The organism is Rhizobium sp. BK312, from assembly GCF_014193605.1.
Lineage (GTDB): Bacteria > Pseudomonadota > Alphaproteobacteria > Rhizobiales > Rhizobiaceae > Rhizobium.
In genome coordinates, this window is sequence record NZ_JACHZP010000001.1 from 610,431 (window position 1) to 627,828 (window position 17,398).

Here is a 17,398-nt window from a genome sequence, read left to right on the forward strand (position 1 = left end):
TACTTCAGGTGGCCTTTGCTCCCGCAGGATGCGCCTGTTTCCATGCGAGCAGGCCAATGCCCAACAGCCCCGAGATGAAGACGGCCGCGCCCGATCCCATGATCGAAGGCCCGATGCCGAACCGCGCAAACAGCGTTGGCGACATCAGGTAGGCCAGAAGCAGGCCGGTAAAGATCGCGCACATCGATAAGCGATAGACCTGCGCCAGACGATGCGGCTCGCTGCGCGTCTGCATCAGATGGAGCATGGCAAGGTTCTCGAAAGGTCCGTTGATCGCCGCAAAGCAGGCAACGATCATCAGCCCGATCCGATCGTGCATCAGCGGCAACAGGAAAACTCCAGATCCGAAAATGAGCTTCGCCACGATGATCCAGACCACCGGCCGGCGCGGCTTGACGCTTCCGAGGATCAGATTGGTGGTCAGGTTGCCGACACCGTAAGCCGTCATCATCAGACTGTAATCGGTCAGCGGGTCGGCGCTGGTTTCGCGCAAATGCAGGATCATGCCGAGCAGAATCCCCATCGCCCAGGCGACATTTCCCATCAGGTTGGCGAAGAGGCCATAGAGAATTGCCGCATGGCCACGCGCCGCGCGCCATCCGCCAAGAATGCCGTCCACGACGGCCGCCATTCCGGAGAAATTGCGGCGCCGCGACGCCGTCGGGAGTTTCGCCACTGCCAACCACACGGCAAGCGCTGAGAGTGTGAAGGCGGCGGCCGTGACCATGAAGAACTGAGATTTCGGCAGGAACCCGTTCACAAGCGCGATCAGGCTCGGACCGAGAATGCGCGCCATGCGGCGCGTGGCGTCGAAGAGGCCGTTGGTCGCGTGCCGGACTTCGGCATCGACCGCAATCACCGACAGGGTCGCCTGCAGCGACGGATCGAACGTCGACGTCAACAACGCGATGCTTCCTGCAAGCACCACCAACAACGGCAAGCTCATCAGATGCAGAAGACTTGCCAACGACAGCATCAGCAATAGAGCCGCACGCATCAGATCGGCCGTGATCATCGTCCTGCTGTGCCGCCAGCGATCCGTGACGATACCGCCGAACAGGCTGCCGAACAGCAGCGCGCCGGACTGCAACGCCGAAACATATCCCGCATTGCTGCCGATGAAATCAGCCGCAATCCAGACGACTGCGACCATGTAGAATTCGGAGCCTGTAGCCGCCAGCACCTGGCCGGCCCATAGGAGAGAGATCGAGCGCTGGCTCAGCGGCTTCAGGACAAACATGATCGCATTCTGATTTCAAATTGGCTTACTTCAGGACCTGACCGTTGACCGACACGTGACCATCGTCTGAAAGATCGATATCCCAGCGCGAGCGCCCATCTGCATCCGTCTTGGCAAAGCCCTTGGCCATCATCAGGCCGAAGGAGAGCTGAGACAGATCCTCCTTGGTCTTTGCGGCCTCCTGGATGGCGGCGATCGTCTTGTCGAGATCGCGAGCAAGAACCGTCATCTTCATGGCAACGCGGTCCTTCTCGTTCAGCCAGCCGCGCAGGCTACCGGATGCCTCGACATCATAGAGACCCGATACGGCGCTGATCTTCGGGAAGTTGACGGTCATCGTCCCGTCCGGGAACATGGCCTTCTGCAGCTTCTCGTCCATGGCCGTGTCGCTCTCAGGATTCTTCAAATCGGCTTGCTGAAAAACATCGACGAGAGCGGAGAAATTCAGGTTCGGCACTTGCACCTGGATATCGGCCGTATCGGGGATGAAGGCGACATAGTCTTCGGGGATCAGGCCCGTTTCCAGTGCAAGCTTCTCGGCATTCAGCCCGAAGTCCGCATTCATGGCATTGGCTGGCCCGGCTACCTTGAAGAAATAGCCCATCTTCTGCAAGCCGCCATTACCGAAAGGTGTCGTGACCGCGATATCCTTGATGGCGACGGACTCGTCAAAGGAGCCGACGATCGGCATGGCATCCATCAGCAAGGCCTTGATCGCCTTGCTATCGGCATCGGAAAGCGTCTTCTCATCCTTGTGTTCGGAGACGAACTGCAGCAGCGAATTCAGTGCCTTCAAGGGCAGCTTCGTCGCCCCCATGCTGAAATCGATCGCCGCGATCTTGACTTCCCCGAGCGTCGCATCGTCGGCCGAAACCTTGTCGTAGAGCGATTGCAGGCTGCCGCTCATCTTGAGATCGAGCCTGCCCGGCTCGCCGCTGTCTGCCGACGACACGGTATAGGTGATGCTGTCGGCGGTCGCGTCATTCTTCTGGACGCTCTTATCTTCGTCGGTGGTCTTTATCGCGATGGTGATGCCGTTGCCCTTCATATCCATGGAACGCAGATAATGAAGTGCCGGATCGAAAACGCCCTGAAAGGTCGATGATGCCAAGGCATAGCGAAATTCGGTATCGGGGCCGCTGCCAGGCTTCGAACGGGCCGTCACATCGAAGGCGTTGTTGCCTTCAATGTTCCAAAGGCCGCTATCAAGCGGCGTTGCCAGCATCATCAGCGGCTTGAGGCCACTGATATCGAAACCGCTCACATTCAACTTATCGAGCAGCTTCTGCAAATCATACGTGACTTCGTAGTGTGGGCTGACCGGCTTGACCGCGATCGCACCGCTCTTGGCGATATCATCGGGCAGGAAATAGGTCAGATTGCCGTAAAGGTCCTTGGCACCTTGCTCGCTGACGTCAGCCGCCTGCACAACGCCGACCACGCCGACAGCGAGAACAGCCGCCGTGGCAACCGCTTTGAAACGCATAACTCACCCCCAAATATGATGGAAAAGAAACGTGGAAACCTGGAAGGCGCCGACCGGCCTTTTACATGGAACTTTATCATCGCCCTGATACATGGGCTTACCCTCAAACTTCAAGGCTTCTTCATCACCTGTCCGTTGACCGTCACCGTTCGGTCTTCATCCATGGTGACGTCCCAGCGCAGGCGGCCGTCCGGGTCGGTCTTGGCAAAACCCTTTGCAGCAATCAAGCTGAAAGAAACACTGTTCAAGCGAGGCTGGGTCTTGGCAGCCTCTTGCATGGCAGCGACAGTCTTGTCGAAGTCGCGCGCCAGGATCGTCGCCTGCAGCGAAAAGCCGGAATGTGGCTTGGTCGAGCCCTTCAGCTCGCCGGAAACCTCGACGTCGTAGACATCGGATTTTGCACTGATCTTCGGAAACTCCAGCGTTCCGTAGCCGCTCGGGAACATCGTGCGTTTCAGAGCCTCACCGGAAACCGGCGCCTCCCGCGCGACAATTGAATCGAGGCCAGCATCGATGAGGCCGGAGAAATTGATATTGGGCACGCCGAGCTGAACATCCACCATCGCGGGCAGGAAGGGCACAAAAGCAGCCGGCACAAGACCCGCATCGGGCGTAAACTGCTCGGCCCTAAGCTCCAGGTTGACGTTCGAAGCCTTGGTCAGACCGTCCATCTTGAAACTGTAATCGATACGCTTGACGCCGACCTTGCCCTTCTCCGTTGCCACCAGCGCGTTGTTCACGGTCACGGTCTTGCCGAGCGAGCCGAAAACCGGCAGAGCCTGATGGACCAGCTGCTCGAACTTTTCGCTGCCACTTTGCGAAAGTTGCTTGGCCTTGACGTGTTGAACGAAGAACCGGATGAGCGCGCGCAGATCCTTCACCGGCAGGCTGGTGGCAGTAAGGTTGGTATCGACGCTGTCGGCGCTGAAAGTGATCGGCGCCGCATCCGGCCGCAGCGTCACCTGCTCATGCAAGCGCTGCAGCGTACCTTGCAATTGCAGATCGACCTTACCCGCTTCGCTGCTGTCGGTGACCGTGTGAGCGAATGAGGCGCTGTCGATGGTCGCATCGATCTTGCGCCCGCTTTTCTGACCGCCGCCGGCGCTCGAAAATTTCACGCCGCTGCTCTTGATACCCATCGACCGCATCATTTCGATGGCAGGATCGAAAACACCGTCAAAAGAGCTGGAAGCGATGGAATAGGCAATGTCCGAGGTCGGCGAATGCAAGGCGACATCGAGACTGTTGTCGCCCGTCAGATGCCACCTTCCCTGCTCGACGGGCTGTGCGAAAAGGGAGAGCGGCTTGAAACCCGTCACCGAAAACGCGCTCGAATTGATCTTGTCGAAGAATTTCGCAAGATCATAGGTGATCTCGTATTGATCGCCGGCCGGTTTTACGGTCACGAAATCGCTGCGGGCAAGGTCCTGCGAAAGCGAATGCGTCAGAACATTGCGGAGTTCCTTGGCACCTTGCTCGTTCACGTCAGCTGCGTGTGAGACACCAGCAAGACCCATGGAAAAAACCGCGGCGGCGATGACCCTGGAACGCATGCCCGATCTCTCCTTTTGATCCGGAACGATTGCATTCGACTGTTGATGGGGCTGAGGATATATGTCAAGCCGTTGATAGAGGCATAGTCGCAGGCTTGTCGGCGGCAGTTGCAATGTCATCACAAGGCCCCGATTCCAGGGGTGCTTGCACCTTCGGCCGCTTTGTATTATACGCCACGCGTCCGCGTAGACACCCTTGGAGGCAACGCGGATGAGGCAGGGCATACCCTCCTCCAGTTCAAGCGATGCGGCGTAGGCCGACCGACTGAACTCTCCAAATAACCTCGAAAGGAATAGCTATGAGCCACGAAAGCTACGAGCTCAAGGCCGAGGCGCGCGAACGGGTTGGTAAGGGGTCCGCCCGTGAACTTCGCCGCAATGGTCTGATCCCCGCTGTCATCTATGGTGACAAGCAGGCCCCCGTTTCCATCGCCCTCAACACCAATGAGGTGACGAAGCGCATCCACGCCGGTGGTTTCCTCACGACGATCGCCACGATCGACGTCGACGGCAAGAAGATCAAGGTTCTGCCGAAGGACTACCAGCTCGATCCGGTCCGCGACTTCACGCTTCACGTCGATTTCCTGCGCGTTTCCGGCAACACGGCGGTTACCGTCGAAATCCCGGTTCACTTCGAAAACCACGAGAAGTCGCCTGGCCTCAAGGCTGGCGGCGTGCTGAACATCGTTCGCCACGAAGTCGAAGTTCATTGCCCGGCCGATGCGATCCCGGAATTCTTCACCGTTGACCTCACGGGCCTGAAGAGCGGCGACAGCATCCACATCTCCGCCATCAAGCTGCCGAAGAACGTGACCCCGGTCATCACCGACCGCGACTTCACGATTGCAACGATCGTTGCCCCGGCTGCCGGCCTTGCTGAAGACGAAGCTGAAGGCGGCGAAGAAGCCAGCGCCTGATTGGCATCTTCAAGCCCGCACATTGAGACCCGCCGCCCTCCGGGACGGCGGGTTTTTTATGCCTAGAAATAAATATTAGAGAAAGTAAAACTAAGAACGATTTGGAATCTATACTATTGGTTGATTTCCATTAACCCCACAGTTTCAGCAACATTTAACGGATTCATGAAAACCTACGCGAAAGAGTTGTAGAATGCGGCCCCAAGATCTGCTGGTCTATGGCTGGGGAGCTAACGGAATTATGAGTCATTCGGTCGAAAACAGGTTTTTCGCGATCGTCTGCGGTGCGCTACTGATTTTCGTGGCGCCACTCTTCGTCCTATTCCTTTTTCTGTCGTCTGAACGCGCGGAAAAGGAAATCAAGGATCACATAACCGTTCTCCTCGTCGCCAATGCCCAAGCCCTTGCAAAACCGCTATGGGATCTGGACGAAGACAGCGTGACCCAGATCAGTGCGACGACCGTTGCGGAAGGCGCGATCGTCCGTGTCAATGTCCGCGATCTTTCCGGCCAGCTCGACGTCACGCAATCGACCATTCCGAAATCATACAAGGGCGATCTCGAGTCCATTGACCGGCCGATCATCTATAACGGCATCGATGGTCCGAAACGGCTCGGGACCATCACGGTCTATTATCCTAAGCTCGGCCTCTTCGACGGCCTGAAGAGCGAGGAGATCGTCTTCATCTCCATCTTCATCTTCGCCGTCCTGACTGTGTTCGGCGCGGCGCTGATCGGCAATCGCATCTTCGTCATCCAGCCGCTGATGCGGTTGACGCATGCCATCGAGGCTACGCGAAGGCTCGGCTCGCGTCATCATGTGGACTGGCAGTCGAATGATGAAATGGGCCGGCTTGCAAGCAGTTTCAACGACATGCAGAGCAAGCTGCAACGAGAGGAAAACGAACTTAAGCTTGCCCACCGCCGGGCAACCGACACGTATAATCTAACGCCCGCCATGCTCTTTTCGCTCGACAAGGACGAGTGCATCGCGGCCGTCAGCGACTATTGGCTTGCCACCACGGGCTATGATCGTGCCGAAGTGATCGGACGCGAGTTTGCGAGCCTGGTCTCGCCGGATTCGCGCACGCAATATGTCGAGCGCAAACGCGGCAACACCCACAGCGCCGCCCGCATCGACGTCACGGTAAAATTCCTCTGCCGGGATGGGAGGGTCATGGATGTCCTTATCCTTGAGACAACAGCGATCCAGGATGGCCTGTCGCTCTCCGTCATGACCGACGTCACCGAACTCAAGCAATCCGAAGACCGTATTCTGCGACAGGCGATTACCGACCATCTGACCGGCCTTCTCAACCGCCAGGGCTTCGAGAGCGCGTTGGATGCTAAGATCAACGAAGCCGACCTGCGCAAGCGCGAACTCGCCTGCCTCTTTGTCGATCTCGACCGTTTCAAATGGATCAACGACAATATGGGCCATGCTGCTGGCGACGCTGCACTGCGCGAATTGGTATCGCGCCTGCAGAAATGCATGACGCCGGGCGATATTGCCGCCCGCCTCGGCGGCGATGAATTTGCCATGCTGCTTCTGGCCGAGAATGCCGAAGCAAGAGCAATCGAAATGACCGCCCTCATCGCCGAGGTCTTCGAGGCGCCCTTCGTCGGCGATGCGCGCCTCAGCGCCAGCATCGGGATCGCGATCTACCCGCGTCAAGCCACCAATGCGGCGGAACTGCTGTTGAAATCCGATATCGCCATGTATGCCAAGAAGCGCGATGGCAAGAATGGCGCACAGATTTTCGACAACGGCATGCTGGACGATTCCCGCCGCCGCGCCGAACTCGAGAGCCATATCGAAACCGGCCTCAACGAAGACTGGTTCGAGGCCTATCTGCAGCCCGTGGTGAATATAGATGACCGCTCTATCGCCGGCTTCGAGGCGCTGATGCGCCTGCATCACCCGCAGAAAGGTATCCTGCCCCCTGGCCGCATCATCGAGGTCGCAGAAGAGACCGGCTCGATCATTCGCATCGGCAACCGCATCATGGAGAAGGCTATCGCCGATTTTGCCCGTCTCTCGCGGATCGAGGGCATGCAGGATACCTATCTCGCCATCAACTTCTCGCCGCTGCAATTCGAATCCGAATTGCCGCTGCGCATGGCGGCTCTGTTGTCACGCTACGAAATCGCACCCCGGCGTATCGTCGTGGAAATCACCGAGGCCGTGCTCATGGACGACAATCCCGAGACGCGCATGGTCATCAACGAGATCTGCCGCTATGGCTGCCGCATCGCGCTCGACGATTTCGGCACGGGCTATTCCTCGCTGAGCTATATAAACCGTTTCCCGGTCGATATCATCAAGATCGACCAATCCTTCATCCGCGCGATCAACGATACCGCCTCCGATGTCAGCGCCAAGAGCCGCATGCTGGTCGAAAGCATTACCACTCTGTCGCACAAGATGAACTGTACGGTGATTGCCGAAGGCGTGGAAACGGAAGAGGAATGCGCAACCCTTCGTACGATGGGTATCGACTACGGCCAAGGCTATCTTTTCTATCGCCCGCTGCATCCCGACCACCTCATGAAGACGATGGCGAGCCTACAGGAAGACCGCTCTTCCCCCGTAGCGCAGGCGTCATAGCAATGGAGAGCCGGATGCGAGGGCTGCTGTTCATAATCGCCACCAGCCTGCTTTCGTTTTCATGTCTCTTTCCGGCCCGCGCCGAAAGCGTTCATTTCACCACCGAGGAATATCCACCCTTCAACTATCGTGAAGGCAAGACGCCCGTCGGCGCAGCCACCGAGCAGATACAAAAGCTTATGGCCGATATCGGAGTCGACTACACGATCGATGTCATGCCCTGGGCGAGAGCCTACAATCAGGCTCTGGCGGAGCCGATGACCTGCGTATTCGTCACTGCGCATAATGATGAGCGCGACAAGCTCTTTAAATGGATACAGCCGCTGCTGATCGATCGCAACGTTCTAATCAAGCATAGCGGCTCCAACGTTGCCGCAACGACCATCGCCGAAGCCAAGAAATATATCGTCGGCACATGGCGCGAAGATTATACGGAAGCGATCCTGCGCCGGAATAATTTCCCGCGCATCGACATCGGCAGCGATTTCAAAGCTACCCTGAAGAAGCTGATGAGCGATCGTATCGACTTGATGCCGATCTCGGAATTTTATTTCGACAAGCTGCGTAAAGAAGGCAATGCCGTCGAGAAAGTGACGATCCTTTCCCAGCAGCCCATGGGCATTGCATGCCAGAAGGATTTTCCTGCCGAACTCCAAGGCAGAATGCAGACGGCGCTCGACATGCTGATCGCAAACGGCACGCAGCGCCAGATTTTCCTGAAGTACGGCCTTCACCTGGGCGACTGACCGCATGCCGCCTTGACTTTGCCGTCAAATCGCTGTGGTGAAGGGCATCGGTATTTTCCAAGGGATGAAGCGCATGCTTCTCATCGCGGGCCTCGGCAATCCGGGCGCCAAGTATCAAGGCAACCGCCACAACATCGGCTTCATGGCCGTAGATGCGATCTATCGTCGCCGCAGCTTTTCGCCCTGGTCTAAGAAATTCAAGGCGGAGATTGCCGAAGGCGAACTCGGCGGCCAGAAGGTCCTGCTCATCAAGCCGCAGACTTTCATGAACCTCTCAGGCGAAGCCGTCGGCGAAGCCATGCGCTTCTACAAGCTCCAGCCGTCCGATCTCGTTGTCATCTACGATGAACTGGACCTGCCGGCCGGCAAGGCGCGGCTGAAGACGGGCGGGGGCCATGGCGGCCATAACGGCATCAAATCCATCGACGCCCATTGCGGCAAGGAATATCGCCGTCTGCGGCTGGGCATCGGTCATCCCGGCGCCAAGGAACTGGTGCACAACCACGTTCTCGGCGATTTCGCCAAAGTGGACAGGGACTGGCTGGACCCGTTGTTCGATGCGCTCGCCGACAATGCCGACATGCTGGTGCGCGGCGAGGATTCGCAGCTGATGAACAAGATCGCGCTTGCCCTCGGCGGCAAGCCGGAGGAAGACGCACCAAAGCCGGAAAAGAAAGCGCCCGCCAAGTCCCACATTCATCAGGCGCGCAATCAGATCAAGCCAAAGGTTCCGGAAACCGGGCCTATGGCGGAAATGCTGAAGCGGATGTTCGGCAAGAAGGACGATTGAGGTGCCGCAGCCAGCAGTCGCAGACGCCGCAAATCTCCCAATCCGTTCGGTCGCAATGGCGGACCTTCCGACGCTGCTTGCCCTTTATCGGCACCTGAACACGGAAGACCCGGTGTTGGATCTGCAACTGGCGCAAAGCCGCCTCGCAGAAATCCTCACTCATCCCGGCATGACGATCCTCGCCGCCTTTGACGGCGACAAGGCCGCCTCGTCCGTGACGCTGGTCGTCATTCCCAATCTCACGCGCGGCGGTGCGCCCTATGCTTTGATCGAGAACGTGGTAACCCACGCCGATTACCGTCAGCGCGGCCTTGCCGGCGCAGTCATCCATGCGGCATTCGCAACTGCCTGGGAAAAGAACTGCTACAAGGTCATGCTGCTGACCGGCTCGAAGAACCCGGCAACGCTGCGCTTCTACGCCAATTGCGGCTTCAAGCAGGATAAGACCGGCTTCCATATCCGCCGCCCCGCGCGGTGAAAACGGCCAATCCTATTCTTCCGGCTCTGTCGTGAACATCAGCGGGAATCCAGCGCTTTTAGCAAGATCGACCGCCTCTTGCGCCTTCGTCTCGGCGACATCCCGCGCGCAGACCATGACCACGCAGGTTCCGAGCTTGTGTGCAGTCATCATCACCCGGTAGCCAGTCTCCTCGCTCATACGGAAGACGGCCTTCAGCACCATGATGACGAATTCCCGCGGCGTATAATCGTCGTTCACGAGAATGATCTTATAGAGCTTCGGCCTTTCGACCTTCGGCTTCGTTTTAGGCTTTGGCTTCAGGACAACATCATTGTCACTCATCGGCATCACCGTTGACGACAGGGGAAAGGGTTTTGGGCTAATGAGAGGATTATAGTGCAGCGCACCACATCCTTCAAGGACAGTTGCGTCAGGGGACAATGCCGCCCAGCATCCACCCGGAAGCCCAGCTTTCAGCAGAAAATCGGCTCAGCTTCCGCACAAGACTTGACCCGCAACGGCCCTTCCCCCATAGGCACTGCAAAGATTTTCAAGATATGGACAAGATGCCATGGGTTTCAAATGCGGTATCGTCGGGCTGCCGAATGTCGGCAAGTCCACTCTGTTCAACGCGCTGACCAAGACGGCGGCGGCGCAGGCGGCGAATTATCCGTTCTGCACGATCGAGCCGAACACGGGTGAAGTCGCGGTTCCCGATCCACGCATGCGCAAACTTGCCGACATCGCCAAGTCGAAGGAACTGATCCCGACGCGCATCTCCTTCGTTGATATTGCAGGTCTCGTCCGTGGCGCCTCGAAGGGGGAAGGCCTCGGCAACCAGTTCCTTGCCAATATCCGCGAAGTCGATGCCATCGTGCATGTGCTGCGCTGCTTCGAAGACAGCGACATCACCCATGTCGAAGGCCGCATCAATCCGGTCGCCGATGCCGAGACGATCGAGACCGAGCTGATGCTAGCCGATCTCGAGAGCCTTGAGCGCCGTACCGAGCAGACGCGCAAGCGCGCTACCGGCAAGGACAAGGAATCCATGGCGATGCTGCCGATCATGGATGCGTCGCTCGCATTGCTTCAGGAAGGCAAGCCGGTGCGCACGCTGCTGTCGAAACTCGACGCCGAAGAGATCCGCATCCTCAAGAGTCTGAACCTTCTGACCTCGCACCCGGTGCTCTACGTCTGCAACGTCGCCGAAGGCGATGCCGCAACCGGCAACGAGCACACGGCCGCCGTCGCCGCCATGGCCAAGGAGCAGAATTCGGAAGTCGTCATCATCTCCGCCGCCATCGAGGCGGAAGTGGCGCAGCTGCCCGACGAAGAAGCGAAGGAATTCCTCTCCGCGCTCGGCCTCGATGAAGCCGGCCTCGACCGTCTGATCCGTGCCGGCTACAAGCTCCTGCACCTCATTACCTACTTCACCGTAGGCCCGAAGGAGACGCGTGCCTGGACGATCGAACAGGGCACGAAGGCGCCGCAGGCGGCCGGCGTGATCCATTCGGATTTCGAACGCGGCTTCATCCGCGCCAACACGATCGCCTATGACGATTATATCGCCTACAACGGCGAAACCGGCGCGAAGGAAGCCGGCAAGGCACGCGACGAAGGCAAGGAATATGTCGTCCAGGACGGCGACGTCATTCACTTCCGCTTCAACACCTGATCGCTTTTCGGATGCCGGCGCCTAAGCAATTTCAGGAAAAGTGCGAAGCGGCTTTCCGTCCGGAATTGCGTTAAAACAAAAGGATAGAGCGTTTTCGCGATTCGAAGAAAAGCGAAAAACTCTATCTGAGCGCCGGCAATCTCGCCTGCACGCCGGCGGGCAGGCGCCGCACGATAAGGCGGCGCAGATCGGTCCAGCCGATGCCGATCACGAGGACGACCAGACCTACAATCATCAACACCAGGAAGCCGACCTTGTCGAGCCCGGCATTGTTGTGCCTGAGGATGGCTGCCGTCGCCAAGCCCAGCGATACGAGGCCGGCGGTCACGAAAGCGCGGCGATCGATGACAAGCCCGATCAGCATCATCACCAGCACCGCCACGAGGACCGTCACCGCCTGCAGATAGCCACCGAAGAGGGCATCGGTGAGATTGGTGAAGACGATGCCGCTGCTGGCGAGCTCGAGGCGCAGGGCCAAGAGGATCGTCGAATAAAGCAGAGCCGGCGCCGTTGCGAGATGCAGCCAGAAGGCCACGTCGGAACGGCGCGTAACCCTCTGCGGGTCGCTGAGATCATAACGCATTGCCAATGCAAAGCTGCTAAGAGCAGTCACCAGCAAGATCATCATCGTCTGGATGGGGTAATCCGCCGGCACATTCGAAGAGCCAGCTACCGTGCCGGCGACATAGAAGACCGCGGCGAGAAACAGGCCGAACAGTGAAAACAGGAACAAAGCCAGCGACAGCGGCACGCGGTAGCGCCAGTAAAACAATGCCAGCGACAGCGGGAATGGCGCCACCAGGACGATTGCGCCGATCGTAAAATTATCGCTCAGCGTCGGTGTGGAACTCACATAGCTGACCATCATGTAGAAAACCCAGACAACGAGCGCGACGGTCAAGACCACGGCCGGAAGCGCCAGCCGCTGTCGGCGCACCAGGATCTCGGCCAGGACGACGATTGCCAGCAAGGGCGCATAGCGGTTCGCGAGCCCCCATAGCCCGATGAGCAGAACGACGAGACCGATGGTGATGAGCACATCGTGAAAGCCTCGCACGAAACGCGGCGCTTCCGTATCTTCCAGAGGGTTGGGATCATCCGGAAAACGCGGTGCCGAGAGACCCTGTCCGGTCGGCAACGCACCGATGTTCTTGTCCGCCAGATAGGGCAGCAATCTCTCGGCCTGACTGGAGGAAATGATCCCCGCGCCTGCTGCTTCTTCCAGTGCGACTTTGAGTTCGCTCATTCTAGCTCTCATACCATCTTGCCACGACCCAAGCCTCAACATATCGCCAGCATACAATCAAGGGCTGTCGGCGGCCAATAGACAGTCATCGTCGTCCCTTCCTTATATTGACCGTGAAAATGCTTGCGCCACCACGGCCGGCCATGCGATTTGCCGATAAACGAGACGTGGAGGAGGAGAGAAGACATGACGAAATTCGTCTACGAAGACTTCCAGCCGGGGCGAGAATTTCCGCTCGGCCCGAAACATGTAACGGCGGGGGAGATCATCGAATTCGCCAGGGAATTCGATCCGCAGCCGATGCATCTGGATGAGGAAGCGGGCCGCGCCAGCATTCTCGGCGGCCTTGCCGCTTCCGGCTGGCACACCTCGGCGGTGTTCATGCGCATGATGTGCGATTCCTATCTCCTTGCCACCGATGCGCAAGGCGCGCCGGGCATCGATTTTATGGAGTGGAAAAAGCCGGTTCTGGCTGATGATACCCTGTCGGGCCGATCGATCGTCGTCGAGGCCCGTCCCATGCGCTCCCGTCCGGGTATCGGCATCGTCAGGTTCCGCCATGAGGTCGAAAACCAGCGCGGCGAACTGGTCTGCCTCGGAGAGAACGCGGTCATGATCCGCATGCGCAGCGTCGCGGAGGTTTCGGCATGAAGATGAGCGACCTTTACGCTGTCGGCGAACGCATCGACATCGGCAGCCATACGTTTACGCCGGAAGGCATCGTGCACTTTGCCTCGCGCTTCGATCCACAGATCTTCCATATGGATGCGGAAGCGGCCAAGCACTCCCTGTTCGGCGGTCTCTGCGCTTCCGGCTGGCATAGCTGCTCTATGTGGATGCGCAGCTTCGTCGATTTTTGGAAGTCCGAACAGGCCCGGTTGATTGCCGAAGGCAAGACGCCGCCCATCCTCGGCCCCTCGCCTGGCTTCAAAAACCTGCAATGGCTGCGGCCCGTCTTCGCCGGTGATACGATCAGCTATGGCGTCACGATCCTTGACAGCCGCCCATTGGCCTCGCGCGCTGGCTGGACGCTCTATACGCTCGCCTGCGATGGAGTGAACCAGGACGGCGCTCCGGCCCTGCGCTTCGAAAGCGGCGTTCTGGCTTTTGAATAGCGAGCTGCGGGGCCGTTCGGAGCGGCCCCAACAGTCCTTTCGGCCATTTAGTGGCCGGCGAATTCCACCAGCGTATGTACCGGCACGTCAAGCTCCTCGAGCTTCCTGCGGCCGCCAAGATCAGGCAGGTCGATGACAAAGCAGGCGGCAACCACTTCGGCACCGATCTGGCGCAGAAGCTTCGTCGCGCCGACGGCGGTGCCGCCCGTCGCGATCAGATCGTCGACGAGAATGACCCTCTCACCCGGATTGACCGCATCACGGTGCATCTCCATTTCGTCGACACCATATTCCAGGCTGTAAGCGATGCGGACGATATCGTGCGGCAGCTTGCCCTTCTTGCGGATCGGCACGAAGCCGGACGACAGCTGGTGCGCCACCGCGCCCCCGAGAATGAAGCCGCGTGCTTCCATACCGGCAACCTTGTCGATCTTCGTGCCGGCGTAAGGCTGTACCAGCGCATCGACGGCACGGCGGAATGCTCTGGCATCGCCAAGCATCGTCGTGATGTCGCGAAAGATGATGCCGGGCTTGGGGTAATCCGGAATGGAGCGGATGCTGGCGGCAAGCTCCGAAGCAATAGTGTTCATCAAATATAGTCTCTCAGGCTGTGATAGGGCCGGCTGCACCCTATCAATACCAGGGCGCTATACCAACAAAAAAGGCGGCCTCGCCGGGCCGCCTTTTCTCGATCATTGTGCGATGCTCAGTGAGCGCCGGCCTTGGCATAGACGGAACGCTTGGTGAGATAAATCAAGATTGAGAAGATCAGCAGGAACACCATGACCATGAATCCGAGGTGCTTGCGATCTTCCAGATGCGGCTCGGATGTCCACATCAGGAAGGCAGATACGTCGCGAGCGTATTGATCCACCGTCTGCGGCGAACCGTCGTCGTAGGTCACCTGACCATCCGAAAGCGGCTTCGGCATCGCAAAGGTCGCGGCCGCATCGAAATACGGATTGTAGTGCGAGTTTTGCGGCACCTTAAAACCGGCCGGCGGCTCTTCATAGCCGGTCAGCAGCGAGTAGATATAGTCCGGTCCACCTTCCTGATACTGCGTGAAGATATCGAAGATGAATTGCGGGAAGCCGCGCTCGATTTCGCGTGCCTTGGCAAGCAGCGACATGTCGGGCGGCACGGCGCCGTTGTTGGAGGCAGCGGCAGCCTCGTCATTCGGGAACGGCGAGTTGAAATGGTCAGACGGAAGCGCCTTGCGGGTGAACATCTCACCCTGAGGGTTCGGGCCGTCCTGCACTTCGTAATTGGCGGCAAAGGCCTTCACCTGTGCTTCCGTATAGCCGAGGTCTTCCAGCGTGCGGTAAGCCACCAGCTTCATCGAATGGCAGGCCGAACAGACTTCCGTATAGACCTTGAGGCCGCGCTGAAGCTGAGCCTTGTCATAATAGCCGAATGGGCCGGAGAAGGTCCAATGCTGCTCGCGCGGCTCCTTCAGCGGATAGTGCGGCGTCTCTGCTTCTGCAGCAGGCTTCGTTTCCGCAGCGATCACGGCGGCGGTCGAAAGGCCTCCGATGAGCGTCAGGGATAGAAGACCGACAACAAGTTTTTTCATCGTTTTCTTCCTCTATCGCCGGTTATGCTTGAACCGAAGCGGCAACTTTACCGCCTTGTTTCTCAAGAACCGCTTCCGTAATCGAATTTGGAATGCGCCTCGGTGTCTCGACAATGCCGAGAACCGGCATGATGACAAGGAAGAAGAGGAAGTAGAACAGCGTCGCAAACTGCGCAGCCGTGGTGTAGATGCCTTCCGCGGGCTGCGAGCCCAGCCAGCCGAGCAGGATGGCATCGGCTATGAACAGCCAGAAGAACAGCTTGTACCACGGGCGATAAACAGCTGAGCGGATCTTCGACGTATCGAGCCAGGGCAGGAAGAACAGCACGATGATGGCGCCGAACATCGTCAGAACGCCGCCGAGCTTGGAGTCGATCGGGCCAATGTTGAAGGTGATCGAGCGCAGCATCGCGTAGAACGGCAGGAAGTACCATTCCGGAACGATGTGAGCCGGCGTCTTCAGCGGGTTGGCCGGGATGTAGTTATCGGCATGACCAAGGAAGTTTGGCAGGTAGAATACGAAATAGGCGAAGACCAGCAGGAAGATGGAGACGCCAAGCGCATCCTTTAACGTCGCGTAGGGCGTGAAGGCAACAGTGTCGGTCTTCAGCTTGACTTCGACGCCGGTCGGGTTCGTCTGGCCGGTCACATGCAGCGCCCAGATATGCAGGATGACGACACCTGCAATCATGAATGGCAGCAGATAGTGCAGCGAGAAGAAGCGGTTGAGCGTCGGATCATCGACGGCGAAGCCGCCGAGCAGGAAGGTCTGGATCCAGTCGCCGACCCATGGAAAGGCCGAGAAGAAGCCGGTGATGACGGTCGCACCCCAGAAGGACATCTGGCCCCAAGGCAGAACGTAGCCCATGAAGGCGGTTGCCATCATCAGGAGGTAGATGATCACGCCGAGAATCCAGAGGATTTCGCGCGGCGCCTTGTAGGAGCCGTAGTAGAGGCCGCGGGCAATGTGCAGGTAGACGGCCACGAAGAAGAAAGATGCGCCGTTGGCGTGCATATAGCGCAATAGCCAGCCGTGATTGACGTCGCGGACGATCTTTTCGACCGAATTGAAGGCGATCGTCGTATTGGCCGCATAGTGCATGGCCAGCACAACGCCGGTCAGGATCTGCAGGACCAGCATCACGGCAAGCATGGCGCCGAAGGTGTAAGCGTAGTTCAGGTTGCGCGGGACCGGATAGGCGATGAAACTATCATAGACCATGCGCGGCAGCGGAAGCCGCGCGTCGACCCATTTTTCGAGCCCTGTGGATGGCTCGTAAGACGAATGACCACTCATGATTCAGCTCCCCCTCAACCGACCTTGATCTTCTTTTCCGACGTGAACGCATATTGCGGAATCGCAAGATTCATCGGCGCAGGCCCGTGGCGTATGCGGCCGGCGGTGTCGTAGACCGAACCATGGCAGGGACAGAACCACCCGCCATATTCCCCTGCCTGACCGAGCGGGATGCAGCCGAGATGGGTGCAGACGCCGATCATGACGAGCCAGTTTTCCTTGCCCTCGCCGGCCGAACGGGCAACGTCGGTTGCCTGTGCATCGGACGGAAGATTGGCGTTGCGAGCGACCGGATCTTTCAGGTCCGAAAGCTGCGTGCCCTTGGCATCCTCGATTTCTTTCTGCGTGCGGTTACGGATGAAGACGGGCTTACCGCGCCATTTCACCGTCAGGGACATGCCGGGCTCAAGGCTCGACACATCGACTTCGATGGATGCAAGAGCGAGTGTCGATGCGTCGGGCCGCATCTGGTCGATAAACGGCCATGCGACGGCAACTGCACCCACCGCACCGGCCATACCTGTCGTCAAATAAAGGAAATCGCGGCGAGTAGGCTCGCCGGTGGACTCAACTGTCGTACTATGCTCGCTCAAAGCTGCACATCCTCTTCCCGCAAACCACGGCAAAAACCGCGGTACCCCTCTCACTAACGGCGAATCAATGCGACCATAATTCCGCCATAGATTCCTCCG

Annotated in this window: 17 protein-coding genes; 8 read left to right on the forward strand and 9 right to left on the reverse strand. The window is 58.5% G+C overall.

Going from position 1 to position 17,398, the window contains the following annotated elements; translation table 11 throughout:
* Positions 1-4 precede the first annotated feature (4 nt).
* The 3 genes from FHT85_RS02960 to FHT85_RS02970 form a co-directional block, all read right to left on the reverse strand.
* Positions 5-1,240 carry an MFS transporter gene (locus FHT85_RS02960; protein WP_112334322.1) on the reverse strand — a complete coding sequence of 412 codons (1,236 nt, stop codon included), beginning with the start codon at positions 1,238-1,240 and terminating at the stop codon, positions 5-7.
* A 25-nt stretch (positions 1,241-1,265) separates the two neighbouring features.
* Positions 1,266-2,726, reverse strand: a complete 1,461-nt coding sequence (locus tag FHT85_RS02965; protein WP_112411603.1) for a hypothetical protein — start codon at positions 2,724-2,726, stop codon at positions 1,266-1,268.
* Positions 2,727-2,836: 110 nt separating this feature from the next.
* The gene (locus FHT85_RS02970; RefSeq protein WP_112411602.1) at positions 2,837-4,279 is read right to left on the reverse strand and encodes a hypothetical protein; all 1,443 of its coding nucleotides are present in this window, start codon (positions 4,277-4,279) and stop codon (positions 2,837-2,839) included.
* A gap of 299 nt (positions 4,280-4,578) precedes the next feature.
* Here FHT85_RS02970 and FHT85_RS02975 point away from each other — a divergent pair, with 299 nt between their 5' ends.
* The 5 genes from FHT85_RS02975 (at position 4,579) to FHT85_RS02995 (ending at position 9,818) form a co-directional block, all read left to right on the forward strand.
* Entirely contained in the window at positions 4,579-5,196 is a 618-nt protein-coding gene (locus tag FHT85_RS02975; protein WP_015340613.1) for a 50S ribosomal protein L25/general stress protein Ctc, read from the forward strand.
* Positions 5,197-5,437: 241 nt separating this feature from the next.
* Positions 5,438-7,804 carry an EAL domain-containing protein gene (locus FHT85_RS02980; RefSeq protein ID WP_112411601.1) on the forward strand — a complete coding sequence of 789 codons (2,367 nt, stop codon included), beginning with the start codon at positions 5,438-5,440 and terminating at the stop codon, positions 7,802-7,804.
* 14 nt (positions 7,805-7,818) lie between these two features.
* Positions 7,819-8,550: a substrate-binding periplasmic protein gene (locus FHT85_RS02985; protein WP_112334318.1), complete on the forward strand. Its 732-nt coding sequence runs from the start codon at positions 7,819-7,821 to the stop codon at positions 8,548-8,550.
* 73 nt (positions 8,551-8,623) lie between these two features.
* Complete coding sequence (gene pth, locus FHT85_RS02990) at positions 8,624-9,340, forward strand: aminoacyl-tRNA hydrolase (RefSeq protein ID WP_112334801.1); 717 nt, start codon at positions 8,624-8,626, stop codon at positions 9,338-9,340.
* 55 nt (positions 9,341-9,395) lie between these two features.
* A complete protein-coding gene (locus tag FHT85_RS02995) occupies positions 9,396-9,818 on the forward strand; it encodes a GNAT family N-acetyltransferase (protein WP_112334800.1) in 423 nt (140 codons plus the stop codon).
* A gap of 12 nt (positions 9,819-9,830) precedes the next feature.
* Here FHT85_RS02995 and clpS read toward each other — a convergent pair whose 3' ends face one another.
* Positions 9,831-10,142: an ATP-dependent Clp protease adapter ClpS gene (clpS, locus tag FHT85_RS03000; protein ID WP_112334317.1), complete on the reverse strand. Its 312-nt coding sequence runs from the start codon at positions 10,140-10,142 to the stop codon at positions 9,831-9,833.
* A 229-nt stretch (positions 10,143-10,371) separates the two neighbouring features.
* On the opposite strand from clpS, the gene ychF reads away from it, so the two are divergent.
* The gene (ychF, locus tag FHT85_RS03005) at positions 10,372-11,475 is read left to right on the forward strand and encodes a redox-regulated ATPase YchF (RefSeq protein WP_112334316.1); all 1,104 of its coding nucleotides are present in this window, start codon (positions 10,372-10,374) and stop codon (positions 11,473-11,475) included.
* Between the two features lie 121 nt (positions 11,476-11,596).
* Here ychF and FHT85_RS03010 read toward each other — a convergent pair whose 3' ends face one another.
* Positions 11,597-12,721 (reverse strand): hypothetical protein, encoded by a 1,125-nt coding sequence (locus FHT85_RS03010; RefSeq protein WP_112334315.1) that lies wholly within the window; start codon positions 12,719-12,721, stop codon positions 11,597-11,599.
* Positions 12,722-12,907: 186 nt separating this feature from the next.
* Between FHT85_RS03010 and FHT85_RS03015 the strand changes: the two genes are divergently transcribed.
* On the forward strand, positions 12,908-13,372 hold the full coding sequence (locus tag FHT85_RS03015; RefSeq protein ID WP_112334314.1) for a MaoC family dehydratase: 465 nt from the start codon (positions 12,908-12,910) through the stop codon (positions 13,370-13,372).
* Entirely contained in the window at positions 13,369-13,836 is a 468-nt protein-coding gene (locus FHT85_RS03020) for a MaoC family dehydratase (RefSeq protein ID WP_112334313.1), read from the forward strand. Before FHT85_RS03015 ends, FHT85_RS03020 begins: the two co-directional genes overlap by 4 nt.
* Before the next feature lie 47 nt (positions 13,837-13,883).
* Here FHT85_RS03020 and FHT85_RS03025 read toward each other — a convergent pair whose 3' ends face one another.
* The 4 genes from FHT85_RS03025 to petA form a co-directional block, all read right to left on the reverse strand.
* Positions 13,884-14,426: an adenine phosphoribosyltransferase gene (locus tag FHT85_RS03025; protein ID WP_112334312.1), complete on the reverse strand. Its 543-nt coding sequence runs from the start codon at positions 14,424-14,426 to the stop codon at positions 13,884-13,886.
* 116 nt (positions 14,427-14,542) lie between these two features.
* A complete protein-coding gene (locus tag FHT85_RS03030) occupies positions 14,543-15,409 on the reverse strand; it encodes a cytochrome c1 (RefSeq protein WP_112334311.1) in 867 nt (288 codons plus the stop codon).
* Between the two features lie 22 nt (positions 15,410-15,431).
* Complete coding sequence (locus tag FHT85_RS03035) at positions 15,432-16,706, reverse strand: cytochrome b (RefSeq protein WP_112334310.1); 1,275 nt, start codon at positions 16,704-16,706, stop codon at positions 15,432-15,434.
* Positions 16,707-16,720: 14 nt separating this feature from the next.
* Positions 16,721-17,299 carry a ubiquinol-cytochrome c reductase iron-sulfur subunit gene (gene petA, locus FHT85_RS03040; RefSeq protein WP_112334309.1) on the reverse strand — a complete coding sequence of 193 codons (579 nt, stop codon included), beginning with the start codon at positions 17,297-17,299 and terminating at the stop codon, positions 16,721-16,723.
* Between the last annotated feature and the right edge of the window lie 99 nt (positions 17,300-17,398).